This is a genomic window from Burkholderia sp. BCC1988 (assembly GCF_905339895.1).
GTDB lineage: Bacteria > Pseudomonadota > Gammaproteobacteria > Burkholderiales > Burkholderiaceae > Burkholderia.
The window spans coordinates 143,477-157,404 of sequence record NZ_CAJPHA010000003.1; the positions used below are offsets into that span (position 1 = coordinate 143,477).

A 13,928-nucleotide genomic window follows, 5' to 3' on the forward strand; every position below is an offset into this window, starting at 1 on the left:
GCGCGTCGCAAAGCAGGCCAGGCAGTCGCGGCCTCGCCGCCTTCGGGCAGGCGGGGGCGAGGAAAGTCCGGACTCCACAGGGCAGGGTGATGGCTAACGGCCATCCGTGGCGACACGCGGAACAGGGCAACAGAAAGCAAACCGCCGATGGCCCGGCGCAAGCCGGGATCAGGTAAGGGTGAAACGGTGCGGTAAGAGCGCACCGCGGCGACGGCGACGTCCGCCGGCACGGTAACCTCCACCCGGAGCAATTCCAAGTAGGCAGGCGCGCATTTTCGGATGCAGGACGGGGCCCCCGTCTCGTCTGCGGGTAGGAAGCTTGAGCGCGTCAGCAATGGCGCGCCTAGAGGAATGGCTGCCACGCGCCGCGCGCTTCGGCGTGCAGCGTGCACAGAATCCGGCTTATCGGCCTGCTTTGCCGTTCGAATGCGAAAGGGCCGGCGCTCCGTCAGGAGCGCCGGCCCTTTTTTTCATGCGTGGCTGCCGTGCGTTCAGTCCGCGACGATGTCGAACGAATGCGTGAGTTCGGCGGTCTTCGCGATCATGATCGACGCGGAGCAGTACTTGTCGTGCGACAGGTTGATCGCGCGCTCGACCGTGGCCGGGTTCAGGTTGCGGCCGGTGACGGTGAAGTGGAAGTGGACCTTCGTGAACACTTTCGGATCTTCGCTCGCGCGTTCGGCCTTCAGCGTGACCGAGCAGCCGGTGACTTCCTGGCGGCTCTTCTTCAGGATCAGCACGACGTCGTACGCGGTGCAGCCGCCGGTGCCGACCAGCACCATTTCCATCGGGCGCGGCGCGAGGTTGTGGCCGCCGCCTTCCGGCGCGCCGTCCATCGCGACGAGGTGCCCGCTTCCGGTCTGGGCGGAAAACGCCATGCCGTCCTGACCCATCCAGCTTACTTTGCATTCCATGCTTGCACTCCAGCGTTGCCTGATTCGGATTCGATCCGGCATTGTAGCCCGCAGCGCTTCGCTCGGCTGATGCGCTGCACGACGCGCCACGCCATGCCGCCGCGTGCGGCGCCCGGCGGGGCGCCGAACGGCGATTTCCCTGCTGTCTTTAGGGGTTTTACTCTAGGCGTGGCGGGCTTCCGGCTGCGCGCTTTCTTCCCAGTTGATTGATTTTAAAAGGGAAAATCCATTCACCGCGTGAGGCTCACTGGATTCCGCATTATGGTGTTGGATTTCGCAATGCAAATTTTCTTGTGCAGTCGGCGACGCGTTCGTATAATGAGCCTCATTGGTTGTCGCGCTGCGGCAACCTCCGCATGTCTCCTCCACCCTCCTCCTAAGGTGGATTAAGCCCGAACCAGCCGTTCGGGCTTTTTTTCGTCCCATGCAAGCATCGGCGCGCAGTTTGCGCGCGTCGATATCCGTCATTGACTCCCGTTTACGCCGGCCGCCGCGCGGCTGGCTGCGATGCCGCGCCGGGCGGCGTGTCCGTCGAACGGGCGGCAGGGGGCGGAACGTGTGCGGCCGATGCATGGCCATGACCGCGCGCGCAGAAGTGGCGTACGCGTTCGCGCACCGCGCGCAGGCGGGCGATGCGATCTTCGGCATGGGCGTGGCGGGCGTCGGCGATGCGGGCGTCGAGGGCGTCGAGCTTGGCCTCGCAGCCGGCCCGGGCGGCGACGGCGGGCGCCGCGGCGGCCAGCAACGCGGCCGCGAGAAAGGGCGTAAGTCGTTGTTTCATCATGCTTGTTTGTTGTTTTCCGTGATCGGCCGGTCTGGCGCGGCCAGGTCAGGTGCCGCGCGTCGATGGGTGCCGCCCCAGGCGCTCGGTTCGCCTGGTGTATCGGGGCACGACCGGATTTTGGCCCATTTCGGGCGCCGCCGGCACGGGGCGTGGATTCTCTTTGACCGCGCTGCGGTATTTCCTTTATAATTCAGGGCTTTTCCGCATTCATGCCCACGGAAAAAGAACAGGGAGAGCCTGCACCGCGCCTCGAAGCGCACACAGACAAGCAGGAAGAACACATCGGGCAAAGCATTTTTTTTGGATCGATCATGAAGACGTTTTCCGCAAAAGCCCATGAGGTGACGCGCGAATGGTACGTGATTGACGCGACGGATAAGGTTCTCGGCCGTGTTGCCAGCGAAGTGGCACGCCGTCTGCGCGGCAAGCACAAGCCTGAGTTCACCCCGCACGTCGACACTGGTGATTTCATCATCATCATCAACGCGAGCAAGTTGAAGGTCACGGGCAACAAGACTCTGGACAAGAAGTACTACCGTCACTCGGGCTACCCGGGCGGTATCTATGAAACGACGTTCGGCAAGATGCAAGAACGCTTCCCGGGCCGTGCGCTCGAGAAGGCGGTCAAGGGCATGCTGCCGAAGGGCCCGCTCGGCTACGCGATGATCAAGAAGCTGAAGGTCTACGCTGAAGCTACGCATCCGCATTCGGCTCAACAGCCGAAGGCGCTCGAGATCTAAGGGGAGCCCACATGATCGGTAACTGGAACTACGGTACGGGCCGCCGCAAGAGCGCAGTCGCACGTGTCTTCATCAAGGCTGGCAAGGGCGACATCATCGTCAACGGCAAGCCCATCGCCGACTACTTCTCGCGTGAAACGTCGCTGATGATCGTGCGTCAACCGCTGGAACTCACGAACCACGGCCAGACGTTCGACATCAAGGTCAACGTCAACGGCGGCGGCGAAACGGGTCAGGCAGGCGCAGTGCGTCACGGCATCACCCGCGCGCTGATCGACTACGATGCAACGCTGAAGCCGTCGCTGTCGAACGCAGGCTTCGTCACGCGCGATGCACGTGAAGTCGAGCGTAAGAAGGTTGGTCTGCGCAAGGCACGTCGCGCAAAGCAGTTCTCGAAGCGTTAATTCCGCTTCATGGCCGCGCCGCTTCCGGGCGGCGTCCGCCGGAAAAACCGCCAGTTTTCGCGCTGGCGGTTTTTTTATGCCCGCGCGGCGGCGCCCCGCGGGCGGTTTCCTTTACTGAAATCAACAAGAACCTATTGATTTCATGGACATCAGCACGATCTTCTGATCGGCCCTACAATAGCGGCTAAAGCTTTTTGGAGAGTTCGCATGAACGCTGTTACCGAATCCGCAGCAACGACCACCGAAATGCCGGCACCGTTCGTCTTCACCGACGCCGCGGCCGACAAGGTCAAGCAACTGATCGACGAAGAGGGCAATCCCGACCTGAAGCTGCGCGTGTTCGTGCAGGGTGGCGGCTGCTCGGGCTTCCAGTATGGCTTCACGTTCGACGAGGAAGTCAACGAGGACGACACCGTGATGAACAAGAACGGCGTCCAGCTCCTGATCGACTCGATGAGCTACCAGTACCTGGTCGGCGCCGAGATCGACTACAAGGACGACCTCAACGGTGCCCAGTTCGTGATCAAGAACCCGAACGCCACGACCACCTGCGGGTGCGGCTCGTCGTTCTCGGTCTGAACGCACGACGGATCCTGTCCGGTTCGCCGGAATGAAAAACGGGGCTTGATGCCCCGTTTTTTTGCGTCCGTTGTACGCGACGAACCGCGCGGGCGGCCTGTCGGCGCGTCCCGGACGCGCCGCATCGGGGCTCCCGCTCGTTTCGTCGTTTTCTCGTATCAGCGCGGATAAAGTGCGCCGAGCACGCGCTCGCCCGCTGCCCCCGTCACGCTCGCGAGATTGCCGGGCTGGCGCGCGGTGAAGCGGTACGCGAGCCACGCGAACGCGAGCGCCTCGACCTGCTGCGGCGGCACGCCGAGTGCGGCCGTCGTCTCCACCGTCGCCGGCACGCCGGCCTCGTGCAGTGCATGCCGGAGCGCATCGAGCAGCACCGGGTTGCGGGCGCCGCCGCCGCAGACGAACACGGCCTTGCAGCTGGCCGCGTGCCGGGCGATCTCGCGCGCGACCGAGACGGCGGTGAGTGCCGTCAGCGTCGCCTGCACGTCTTCCGGCGCGACCTGCGCGAACGCGGCAAGCTTCGCGTCGAGCCACGCGGGATTGAACAGGTCGCGGCCGGTGCTTTTCGGCGGCGGCGCGACGAAGTAGGGTTCGTCGAGCAGCGCGTCGAGCAGCGCCGCGTGCACGGTACCGCGCGCGGCGAACTTGCCGCCGTCGTCGTAAGGCTTGCCGAGATGGCGCGTCGCCCATTCGTCGAGCAACGCGTTCGCGGGCCCGCAGTCGAAGCCGCGCACGTCGCCGCCTTCGCCGGGCAGGATCGTGATGTTGCTGATGCCGCCGAGGTTGCAGACGACCCGCGTCTCGCCCGGCGCGCCGAACACCGTCGCGTGGAACGCCGGCGCGAGCGGCGCGCCGTGCCCGCCGGCCGCGACGTCGCGGCTGCGGAAATCGGCGATCACGTCGAGATGGGTGAGTTCGGCGAGCAGCGCCGGATTGTTGAGCTGGCGCGTGTAGCCGCGCTCGGGACGGTGCCGGACCGTCTGGCCGTGCACGCCGATCGCGCGGATCTCGTCGCGCGACAGGCCGGCCGTGCGCTGCAGCTCGTGACAGCACACCGCGTAGCGCGCGACGAGCGCATTCGCCGCGACCGATTCGCGGTCGATCTCGTTGTCGCCGGGCTGCTGCAGCGCGAACAGCGCGTCGCGCAGCGATTGCGCGAAGCCGACGAACGCTTCCGCGAGCACGACCGGCGCGCGGCCGGTCTCGAAACGCACGGCGACGCCATCGACGCCGTCCATGCTGGTTCCCGACATCAGCCCGAAGTAGATGCCGTCGGCCGGATGGGCGGGTTGCGGATGTCGTTGCGGCACGTTGGGTCCTCCTGGATCGAGCGGCGCGGGCCGGTGCCACGCGCCTTGCGCCCGATTATCCGCGCAACCTGACGCGTCGTTAAGCGATGCACGCGCAAGTTATGGGAAAATCCCTGTCTTTGCGACATTCTTCCCGGCCCCGATGAGCACCGAACCCAGTTCCAAGCCTGTTTTCCCGATCACCGACGAAGTCCGCCATGCGCTCGCCGTCACGAAGCGCGGCGTCGACGAACTGCTGATCGAGGAAGAGTTCGCGCAGAAGCTCGCGCGCAGCGCGGCCACCGGCACGCCGTTGCGCATCAAGCTCGGCCTCGACCCGACCGCACCCGACATCCACATCGGCCATACGGTCGTGCTGAACAAGATGCGTCAGCTGCAGGACCTCGGCCACACGGTGATCTTCCTGATCGGCGATTTCACGTCGCTGATCGGCGACCCGTCGGGCCGCAACGCGACGCGCCCGCCGCTCACGCGCGAGCAGATCGAATCGAACGCGAAGACCTACTTCGAGCAGGCTGCGCTCGTGCTCGACCGCGCGAAGACCGAAATCCGCTACAACAGCGAATGGTCGATGCCGCTCGGCGCGGACGGGATGATCAAGCTCGCGTCGCGCTACACGGTCGCGCGGATCCTCGAGCGCGAGGATTTCACGAAGCGCTTCCAGGGCGGCGTGCCGATCTCGATCCACGAATTCCTGTACCCGCTGATGCAGGGCTATGACTCGGTCGCGCTGAACGCCGACCTCGAGCTCGGTGGCACCGACCAGAAGTTCAACCTGCTGGTCGGCCGCGAACTGCAGAAGCAGTACGGCCAGGAACAGCAGTGCATTCTCACGATGCCGCTGCTCGAAGGCCTCGACGGCGTCGAGAAGATGTCGAAGTCGAAGGGCAACTACGTCGGCATCAGCGAGAAGCCGACCGACATGTTCGGCAAGCTGATGAGCATCTCGGACACGCTGATGTGGCGTTACTTCGAGCTGCTGTCGTTCCGCAGCATCGAAGAAATCGCGGGCTTCAAGCGCGACGCCGAAGGCGGCCGCAACCCGCGCGACTTCAAGGTGCTGCTCGCGCAGGAAATCGTCGCGCGTTTCCACTCGCAGGCCGATGCCGAGCGTGCGCTGGAGGACTTCAACCACCGCGCGAAGGGCGGCGTGCCGGACGACATCCCGTCGGTCACGCTCGCGGGCGCGCCGCTCGCGATCGGCCAGCTGCTGAAGCAGGCGGGCCTCGTGCCGTCGACAAGCGAAGCGCTGCGCAACATCGAGCAGGGCGGCGTGAAGATCGACGGCGCGACCGTCTCCGACAAGGGGCTGAAGGTCGAGGCCGGCGAGTTCGTCGTCCAGGTCGGCAAGCGCCGCTTCGCGCGCGTCACGCTGACCGCATGATCGCGCTGATCCAGCGCGTGAAGCGCGCCGACGTGCGCGTCGGCGACCGCACGACGGGCGAGATCGGCGCAGGGCTGCTCGCGCTCGTCTGCGCGGAGCGTGGCGACACCGAGGCCGCGGCCGACAAGCTGCTCGCGAAGCTGCTCGGCTATCGCGTGTTCAGCGATGCGGCGGGCAAGATGAACCTGCCGGTGTCGAACATCGACGGCGCGGGCGGCGCCGGCGGCCTGCTGCTCGTGTCGCAGTTCACGCTCGCGGCCGATACCAACAGCGGGCTGCGGCCGAGCTTCACGCCGGCCGCGCCGCCCGACGAAGGCGCGCGCCTGTTCGACTATTTCGTCGCGGCCGCGCGCGAGCGTCATCCGGTCGTCGAGACGGGCGAGTTCGGCGCCGACATGCAGGTGTCGCTCGTCAACGACGGCCCCGTGACGTTCTGGCTGCAAGTGCGGCCCTGATTCATTCCCGGAGACGCGCCGCGATGGCCACCACGCAGATTCTCTTCATTCGCCATGGCGAGACGGCCTGGAACCGCATCAAGCGCATCCAGGGCCATATCGACATTCCGCTGGCCGACACGGGGCTCGCGCAGGCGCAGCGGCTGGCCGTCCGGCTCGCGCGGGACGCGCGCGAAGGGCAGCGGATCGACGCGATCTATTCGAGCGACCTGATGCGCGCGCAACAAACCGCGCAACCCTTTGCCGATGCGCTCGGGCTGCCGCTGCAGTTGCGCGAAGGGCTGCGCGAACGCGCGTACGGCGTGTTCCAGGGGCATGACAGCACCGAGATCGAGACGCTGTTTCCGGACGCCTACGCCGCGTGGCAGACGCGCGATCCGGGCTTCGCGCCCGACGGCGGCGAGTCGCAGCGCGAGTTCTATCATCGCGTGCTGCATGCGCTCGAGCCGATCGTCGCCGCGCATCCGGGCGGCCGGATCGCGTGTGTCGCACACGGCGGCGTGCTCGACTGCGTGTACCGCTTCGCCAACGGTATCGACCTGTCGGCGCCGCGCAGCTATCAGCTGCTCAACACGAGCATCAACGTCGTCGATTACGTCGATGGTCGCGCACAGGTCGTGCAATGGGCCGACGTGTCGCACCTGGACGCCGCGAGCGACGACGACGACGGGTATCGCAAGGTACTCTGATCCGGTCGTACCGGCTCCGCCCGGCGGAAGAAGCCGATCGTCAGGCGGGCGGGGTGTCGTCGGGCGGTGTCGCGGTGGCGCGGCGGCGTGCGCGCTTCGACGCGCCGTTGACGAGCGCCCAGCGCAGCACGGGCGCGACTGCCCGCACACCGGGCCGGACCACCGCGCGTCGCAGCGGCGCGAACGTCGACACGTCGAGCATGCGCTGCGCCCAGGGCGGCAGCAGGTCGATTCCCGCATGCATGATCAGCGACGCGGCTGGCCGCAGCGCGGGCGTTGCGACCGGCACGTTCAGCAGGATGTCCATGACCTCGAAGGTGTGCGGCCCGGCTTCGAGTTCGGGCTGCATGCGCGCGAAATAGGCCGCTACCTCGGCGCGTGAACGGGGCACATCCCGGGCGCCGAGCAACTCCGCGATCAATGCCGTTTCAGCGTAATAGCCGTCCTGCAGCTCGCCCGACAGCGACGGATTCACATAGCGCAAATGCGCGGCGAGGAAGCTCGAAACTTCCGCGACATGCACCCAGGTCAGCAACGCCGGATCGTCGGCTCGATACGGCCGGCCGTCGGGCGCCGTGCCCGATATGCGCGCGTGGATCGTTTTCACGCGCTCGATGAGCGCGAGCGCGTCCGCGCGGCTGCCGAACGTCGTGCCCGTAATGAACGTGGCGGTGCGCCGCAAGCGGCCGAGGATGTCGGTGCGAAACGACGAGTGATCCCAGACGCCCGCGAGCGCGAGCGGATGGAGCGCCTGCAGCAGCAGCGCGGCAATGCCGCCCGTCATCATCGACGTGAAATCGGCATGCACGCGCCAGCAGATCGCGTCGGGGCCGAACAGCCCCGGGTCTCCGGGCGGCGACGAGAGATCGATCGACGGACCGCCGCCGCCCGTCGTCAGGTGCGTGATGCCGGCCACGAGCCGCTTGCGGATCGGTTCGACCCAGCGCGGGCCCGGTGTGGGCGGGGCGGGGTGCGGGCTGGGCGGCGTGGTCATGGCGAGCTTGGCACGGGCAGCGGGTTACTTCCCGTCGGCGGTATCCCACATCCCGCGTTCCGGGTTGCCGGCGTCGGGCGCGGAGAGCCCGAAGTGGCGGTACGTGAGCAGCGTCGCGACGCGCCCGCGCGGCGTGCGCTGCAGGAAGCCCTGCTGGATCAGGTACGGTTCGAGTACGTCCTCGATCGTGTCGCGCTCCTCGCCGATCGCAGCCGCGAGGTTGTCGATGCCGACCGGGCCGCCGTCGAACTTGTGCAGGATCGCCTCGAGCAGCTTGCGGTCCATCAGGTCGAAGCCGACCGGATCGACGTCGAGCATCGCGAGCGCGGCGTCGGCGACGGCCGCGGTGATCTGGCCGTCGGCCTTCACTTCCGCATAGTCGCGCACGCGGCGCAGCAGCCGGTTCGCGATCCGCGGCGTGCCGCGCGAGCGCTTCGCGATCTCCAGCGCGCCGTTCGGATCGATCTGCGCGTTCAGCAGCGACGCCGAGCGCCGCACGATGCGCGACAATTGCTCGGCATCGTAGAACTCGAGGCGCGCGACGATCCCGAAGCGATCGCGCAGCGGGTTGGTCAGCATCCCCGCACGCGTGGTCGCGCCGACCAGCGTGAACGGCTGCAGGTCGAGCTTCACGCTGCGCGCGGCCGGCCCTTCGCCGATCATGATGTCGATCTGGTAATCCTCGAGCGCCGGATACAGGATTTCCTCGACGACCGGCGACAGCCGGTGGATCTCGTCGATGAACAGCACGTCGTTCGCTTCGAGGTTGGTCAGCAGCGCGGCGAGATCGCCCGCGCGTTCGAGCACGGGGCCCGACGTCTGGCGCAGGTTCACGCCCATCTCGCGCGCGATGATGTGCGCGAGGGTGGTCTTGCCGAGGCCGGGCGGCCCGAACAGCAGCACGTGGTCGAGCGGCTCGGCGCGGCGCTTCGCGGCCTCGATGAAGATCTCGAGCTGGCCGCGCACCTTTTCCTGGCCGACGTAGTCGTCGAGCTGGCGCGGCCGCAGCGCGCGTTCGAACACCTCCTCGTGCGACGAGGCGGGCGTGGCGGCGATGATCCGCTCGGCGGCGAGTTTGTCGGTTTCAATCATGCGGCCATTGTACCGCGCGCCGTCGCGAGGCCGAACTGGCCGAACGGCCGACTGGCGCGTGCCGCGCGACGGCGCGACACTGGCTCCGACAGCCGGCTCGGGCGGCCGTTACACCTTCGACAGTGCCTTGAGCGCGAGTTTGATGCCTTCGGACACGCCGGTGCCGGCCGGCACGTTCTTGATCGCGGCGAGGCCTTCCTTTTCGGAATAGCCGAGCGCGAGCAGCGCGTTGAGGATGTCGGTCGCGTGGTCGGACTGGGACGCGGCGCCGGCGAGTGCGCCGAGGTCCGCGCCGAGCTTGCCCTTCAGCTCGAGCAGCAGGCGCTCGGCGGTCTTCTTGCCGATGCCGGGCAGGCGCGTGAGGCGCGCGGCGTCCTGCATCGTCACCGCCTGAGCGAGTTCCTGCACGCTCATGCCGGACAGCACGGCCAGCGCCATGCGCGCGCCGATGCCGGTGATCTTCAGCAGTTCGCGGAAGGTCGTGCGCTCCTGCGGCGTCAGGAAGCCGTACAGCAGGTGCGCGTCCTCGCGCACGATCTGCTGCGTGAGCAGCACGACGCGCTCGCCCGTTTGCGGCAGGTTGTAGAAGGTGCTCATCGGCACGTCGATTTCGTAACCGACGCCGTTGCAGTCGACGAGCAGGTGAGGCGGATTCTTTTCGAGCAGGATGCCGGCGATGCGACCGATCATGGATGGCGGGATGCGAGGAAGAAAGCGCGAGTGTAGCGCAGCTGCGGCGCGATGCCGATGGGTTGGCCGTCAGGTCGGGGCGCCGCGCGACGCGGGGCGATCAGGCGATCAGGCGATCAGGCGATCAGGCGATCAGGCGGGCGGGTAGGCAGGACGGTGGCAGGCGCAATACGCGCGATGCGGGTAGCCGCGCGCCGCGCCGAGGGGATGCGTGCCGTCGCGTCAGCCGACGAGCCGTCCGCGCCGCACGCGCAGCCCCCTTTTCGCGAGCGCCGGCGCGAGGCCGCCGATCGTGCCGAGCGTATTGCCGCTGTGCGCGTGGCAGATCGCCATCCCGAGCGCGTCGGCCGCGTCGCTGCCAGGCTGGCCGGTCAGGTTGAGCAGTCTCGTGACCATCTCCTGCATCTGCGACTTGGTCGCGCGGCCGTAACCGACGACCGCCTGCTTCAGTTGCAGCGCGGTGTATTCCGCCACCGGCAGGCCGCCGGAGACGAGCCCGCAGATCGCGGCGCCGCGCGCCTGGCCGAGCAGCAGCGTCGACTGCGGGTTCACGTTCACGAACACCTGTTCGATCGCGGCCTGGTCGGGCGCGTGTTCGCGCACGAGCGTCGATACGCCCTGGAAGATCGTACCGAGCCGGGTGGCCAGGTCGGCCGTGGGCGTGCGGATCACGCCGCTTGCGACATAGGCGAGCCGGTGGCCGCTGACGTCGATGACGCCGAAGCCGGTGACGCGCAGGCCGGGGTCGATGCCGAGAATTCGCATGAGTGAGGAGAAAAACCTGATGCCGCGATACTACAACGAATGGTGCGCGGGGCCGGCCGCGTGGCTGCGTGCGCCGGCGCCGCGCAATAAAAAACCCGGCGGGTATGATGCCGCCGGGTTTTCGTGCGGCGGCCACACGGGCCGCGTGCGATCAGTGACGGAAGTGGCGCACGCCCGTCAGGATCATCGCGATGCCGTGCTCGTCGGCCGCCGCGATCACTTCGTCGTCGCGCATCGAGCCGCCCGGCTGGATCACGCAGGTCGCGCCTGCCGCCACGACGACGTCGAGACCGTCGCGGAACGGGAAGAACGCATCCGACGCGACGGCCGAACCGGCCAGCGTGAGGCCCGCGTTCTGCGCCTTGATGCTCGCGATGCGTGCCGAATCGACGCGGCTCATCTGGCCTGCGCCGACGCCGAGCGTCATGCCGTTGCCGCAGAACACGATCGCGTTCGACTTCACGTACTTCGCGACGCGCCATGCGAACAGCAGGTCGTCCATTTCCTTCGCGGTCGGTTGACGCTTCGTGACGACGCGCAGCTCGCTCGGCTGCACGTTCTTCGAATCGAGCGACTGCACGAGCAGGCCGCCGCCCACGCGCTTCAGGTCGAACGCGTTATGGCCGTCGCCGAGCGCGATTTCGAGCAGGCGCACGTTCTGCTTCGCGGCGAACACCTGCTTCGCGGCGTCCGTGAACGACGGCGCGATCAGCACTTCGACGAACTGCTTGGCCACCGCCTGCGCGGCCGTCTCGTCGACTTCGCGGTTGAACGCGATGATGCCGCCGAACGCCGACGTCGGGTCGGTCTGGAATGCCTTCGCGTACGCGTCGGCCGAGTCGTTGCCGACCGCGACGCCGCACGGGTTCGCGTGCTTGATGATCACGCAGGCCGGCGCGTCGAACGTCTTCACGCATTCCCACGCCGCGTCCGAATCCGCGATGTTGTTGTACGACAGTTCCTTGCCCTGCAGCTGGCGGTAGTTCGCCAGTGCGCCGGCCGGCGCCGCGAGGTCGCGGTAGAACGCCGCGCTCTGGTGCGGGTTCTCGCCGTAGCGCAGGTCCTGCACCTTGTCGAACGCCATGTTCAGCGTGGCCGGGTACGCGCTGCGCGATGCGTGCTGCAGCTCGTCGGTCAGGCTCGTCAGGTAGTTCGTGATCGCGCCGTCGTATTGCGCGGTGTGCGCGAACACCTTGGTCGCGAGGCGGAAGTTGGTCGCATAGCCGATCGCGTTGCCGTTCGCCTTCATTTCGTCGAGCACGACCGCGTAGTCGGCCGGGTCGACGACGACCGTCACGTCGCGGTGGTTCTTCGCGGCCGAGCGCAGCATCGTCGGGCCGCCGATGTCGATGTTCTCGATCGCGTCGGCGAGCGTGCAGTCGTCCTTCGCGATCGTCGCGACGAACGGGTACAGGTTCACGACCAGCAGGTCGATCGTCGGGATGCCGTGCTGCTCCAGCGCCTGCATGTGCTCGGGCAGGTCGCGGCGGGCGAGGATGCCGCCGTGCACCTTCGGGTGGAGCGTCTTCACGCGCCCATCGAGCATTTCCGGGAAGCCCGTGTAGTCAGCGACTTCGGTCACGGGCAGGCCCGCGTCGGCGAGGAGTTTCGCGGTGCCGCCGGTCGACAGGAGTTTGACGCCGAGGTCGGACAGCGACTTCGCGAAGTCGACGATGCCGGTCTTGTCGGAAACGGAAATGAGCGCTTGCTTGATCATGATGGAACCACCAATAGCCAGGGAAACGGGGACGGGACGGCCGCCTACAGCAGGCCGTGCTGCTGCAGCTTCTTGCGCAGCGTATTGCGATTGATGCCGAGGTACTCCGCGGCGAGCGACTGGTTGCCGCCGGCCTGTACGAGCACGACCTCGAGCATCGGCTTTTCGACGCAGGACATCACCATTTCATAGACGTCGTGCGGATTGGAGCCGTCTAGATCCCGGAAATACACGTCCAGGCTCTCGCGGACACATTGTTCGATGTTGTGCTTGCTCATGCTGCTAACTGGTTATGGTCGTCCGACTCGCCCTGGCCGTTTTCCTCTTCGTCATCGACGTAGACGAGGTGGTCCGACAGCGCCTTTTGCGCCTCGAAGAATGCATTGACGGCGGCGAGTTGCTCGCGGGTGGAATCGAGCGTGTTCATCCTGTGCCGGAACCCGTTGGCACCGGAAAGGCCGCGAGTGTACCAGCCGATGTGCTTGCGCGCAGTACGGACGCCCGTGAATTCACCATAGAACGCGTAGTGGTCTTCCAGGTGTTCGTTCATCACGTGCTGGATCTCGTCAATCCGCGGCGGGGGCAGCAGCTCGCCGGTTTGCAGGAAATGATCGATTTCGCGGAACAGCCACGGCCGGCCTTGCGCGGCGCGACCGATCATCAGTGCGTCGGCGCCGGTGGCGTCGAGCACGGCCTTCGCTTTTGCGGGCGACGTGATGTCGCCGTTCGCGACGACCGGGATGCGCACGGCCGCCTTCACGGCCGCGATGGTGTCGTATTCCGCGTCGCCGCGGTAGAGGTCGGCGCGCGTGCGGCCGTGTACGGTCAGCATCGAGATGCCGGCCGCCTCGGCGAGGCGCGCGACCGTGATCGCGTTCTTGTGCTCGCGATCCCAGCCGGTGCGGATCTTCAGCGTGACGGGCACCGCATCCGGCCCCGTGCCGACCGCCGCGACGACGGCCTCGACGATCCGCTGCACGAGCGGCTCGTTCTGCAGCAGCGCGGAGCCGGCCGCGACGTTGCAGACCTTCTTCGCCGGGCAACCCATGTTGATGTCGATGATCTGCGCGCCGTTGTCGACGTTGTAGCGGGCCGCTTCGGCCATCATCGCCGGATCGGCGCCGGCGATCTGCACCGCGATCGGCTCGACCTCGCCTTCGTGGTTCGCCCGTCGCATCGTCTTCGCGCTCTTCCACAGCTGCGCATTGGACGCGACCATCTCGGACACGGCGTACCCGGCCCCCAGCCGCTTGCACAGCTGGCGGAACGGACGATCCGTCACGCCGGCCATCGGGGCGACGAACAGGTTGTTACGCAATACGTGAGAGCCGATAACGGGCATCGCAATGGCACCGCCCGCGAGCGCCGGGCGTCGCGGACAAAAAAGGGCAGAGGGAAAACGGCTATTTTACCG

General features: G+C 67.0%; 16 protein-coding genes and 1 other RNA gene. 7 read left to right on the forward strand and 10 right to left on the reverse strand.

Features of this window, described 5'->3' with window-relative positions; genetic code table 11:
- Positions 1-9 precede the first annotated feature (9 nt).
- An RNA gene (gene rnpB, locus U4012_RS05550) (RNase P RNA component class A) lies at positions 10-421 on the forward strand.
- 70 nt (positions 422-491) lie between these two features.
- On the opposite strand, the gene U4012_RS05555 is transcribed toward rnpB, so the two are convergent.
- Positions 492-956: an OsmC family protein gene (locus tag U4012_RS05555; protein WP_072465471.1), complete on the reverse strand. Its 465-nt coding sequence runs from the start codon at positions 954-956 to the stop codon at positions 492-494.
- 436 nt (positions 957-1,392) lie between these two features.
- Entirely contained in the window at positions 1,393-1,698 is a 306-nt protein-coding gene (locus tag U4012_RS05560; RefSeq protein WP_044848287.1) for a DUF1090 family protein, read from the reverse strand.
- 311 nt (positions 1,699-2,009) lie between these two features.
- On the opposite strand from U4012_RS05560, the gene rplM reads away from it, so the two are divergent.
- From rplM to erpA, 3 genes are all read left to right on the forward strand, one after another.
- Positions 2,010-2,438, forward strand: coding sequence for a 50S ribosomal protein L13 (rplM, locus tag U4012_RS05565; RefSeq protein ID WP_009687896.1), 429 nt, complete (start codon positions 2,010-2,012; stop codon positions 2,436-2,438).
- A gap of 11 nt (positions 2,439-2,449) precedes the next feature.
- Positions 2,450-2,842 (forward strand): 30S ribosomal protein S9, encoded by a 393-nt coding sequence (rpsI, locus tag U4012_RS05570; protein ID WP_011883283.1) that lies wholly within the window; start codon positions 2,450-2,452, stop codon positions 2,840-2,842.
- Positions 2,843-3,049: 207 nt separating this feature from the next.
- Complete coding sequence (gene erpA, locus U4012_RS05575) at positions 3,050-3,421, forward strand: iron-sulfur cluster insertion protein ErpA (RefSeq protein ID WP_006401687.1); 372 nt, start codon at positions 3,050-3,052, stop codon at positions 3,419-3,421.
- 158 nt (positions 3,422-3,579) lie between these two features.
- Here the strand turns inward: erpA and U4012_RS05580 are convergent, their stop codons facing one another.
- Positions 3,580-4,728, reverse strand: coding sequence for an anhydro-N-acetylmuramic acid kinase (locus U4012_RS05580; protein WP_321796831.1), 1,149 nt, complete (start codon positions 4,726-4,728; stop codon positions 3,580-3,582).
- A 142-nt stretch (positions 4,729-4,870) separates the two neighbouring features.
- On the opposite strand from U4012_RS05580, the gene tyrS reads away from it, so the two are divergent.
- Genes tyrS through U4012_RS05595 form a run of 3 tightly spaced genes read left to right on the forward strand, consistent with a single transcriptional unit; the run spans position 4,871 to position 7,256 of the window.
- Positions 4,871-6,112 (forward strand): tyrosine--tRNA ligase, encoded by a 1,242-nt coding sequence (gene tyrS / locus U4012_RS05585; protein ID WP_044848285.1) that lies wholly within the window; start codon positions 4,871-4,873, stop codon positions 6,110-6,112.
- Positions 6,109-6,567, forward strand: a complete 459-nt coding sequence (gene dtd / locus U4012_RS05590) for a D-aminoacyl-tRNA deacylase (RefSeq protein WP_006751891.1) — start codon at positions 6,109-6,111, stop codon at positions 6,565-6,567. Before tyrS ends, dtd begins: the two co-directional genes overlap by 4 nt.
- 23 nt (positions 6,568-6,590) lie before the next feature.
- Positions 6,591-7,256, forward strand: coding sequence for a histidine phosphatase family protein (locus U4012_RS05595; RefSeq protein WP_321796835.1), 666 nt, complete (start codon positions 6,591-6,593; stop codon positions 7,254-7,256).
- Between the two features lie 40 nt (positions 7,257-7,296).
- On the opposite strand, the gene U4012_RS05600 is transcribed toward U4012_RS05595, so the two are convergent.
- The 7 genes from U4012_RS05600 to dusB form a co-directional block, all read right to left on the reverse strand.
- Positions 7,297-8,250, reverse strand: a complete 954-nt coding sequence (locus U4012_RS05600; RefSeq protein WP_321796837.1) for an oxygenase MpaB family protein — start codon at positions 8,248-8,250, stop codon at positions 7,297-7,299.
- A gap of 24 nt (positions 8,251-8,274) precedes the next feature.
- Positions 8,275-9,342, reverse strand: a complete 1,068-nt coding sequence (gene ruvB / locus U4012_RS05605; RefSeq protein ID WP_044848282.1) for a Holliday junction branch migration DNA helicase RuvB — start codon at positions 9,340-9,342, stop codon at positions 8,275-8,277.
- Positions 9,343-9,450: 108 nt separating this feature from the next.
- The gene (ruvA, locus tag U4012_RS05610; protein ID WP_044848281.1) at positions 9,451-10,032 is read right to left on the reverse strand and encodes a Holliday junction branch migration protein RuvA; all 582 of its coding nucleotides are present in this window, start codon (positions 10,030-10,032) and stop codon (positions 9,451-9,453) included.
- 222 nt (positions 10,033-10,254) lie between these two features.
- On the reverse strand, positions 10,255-10,797 hold the full coding sequence (gene ruvC, locus U4012_RS05615) for a crossover junction endodeoxyribonuclease RuvC (RefSeq protein ID WP_044848280.1): 543 nt from the start codon (positions 10,795-10,797) through the stop codon (positions 10,255-10,257).
- Positions 10,798-10,948: 151 nt separating this feature from the next.
- Positions 10,949-12,514 (reverse strand): bifunctional phosphoribosylaminoimidazolecarboxamide formyltransferase/IMP cyclohydrolase, encoded by a 1,566-nt coding sequence (gene purH / locus U4012_RS05620; RefSeq protein ID WP_044848279.1) that lies wholly within the window; start codon positions 12,512-12,514, stop codon positions 10,949-10,951.
- A gap of 44 nt (positions 12,515-12,558) precedes the next feature.
- Positions 12,559-12,792, reverse strand: a complete 234-nt coding sequence (locus U4012_RS05625; protein ID WP_006476892.1) for a Fis family transcriptional regulator — start codon at positions 12,790-12,792, stop codon at positions 12,559-12,561.
- Positions 12,789-13,856 (reverse strand): tRNA dihydrouridine synthase DusB, encoded by a 1,068-nt coding sequence (gene dusB, locus U4012_RS05630; RefSeq protein ID WP_006751898.1) that lies wholly within the window; start codon positions 13,854-13,856, stop codon positions 12,789-12,791. The genes U4012_RS05625 and dusB overlap by 4 nt, the downstream gene beginning before the upstream one ends.
- Positions 13,857-13,928: the final 72 nt, after the last annotated feature.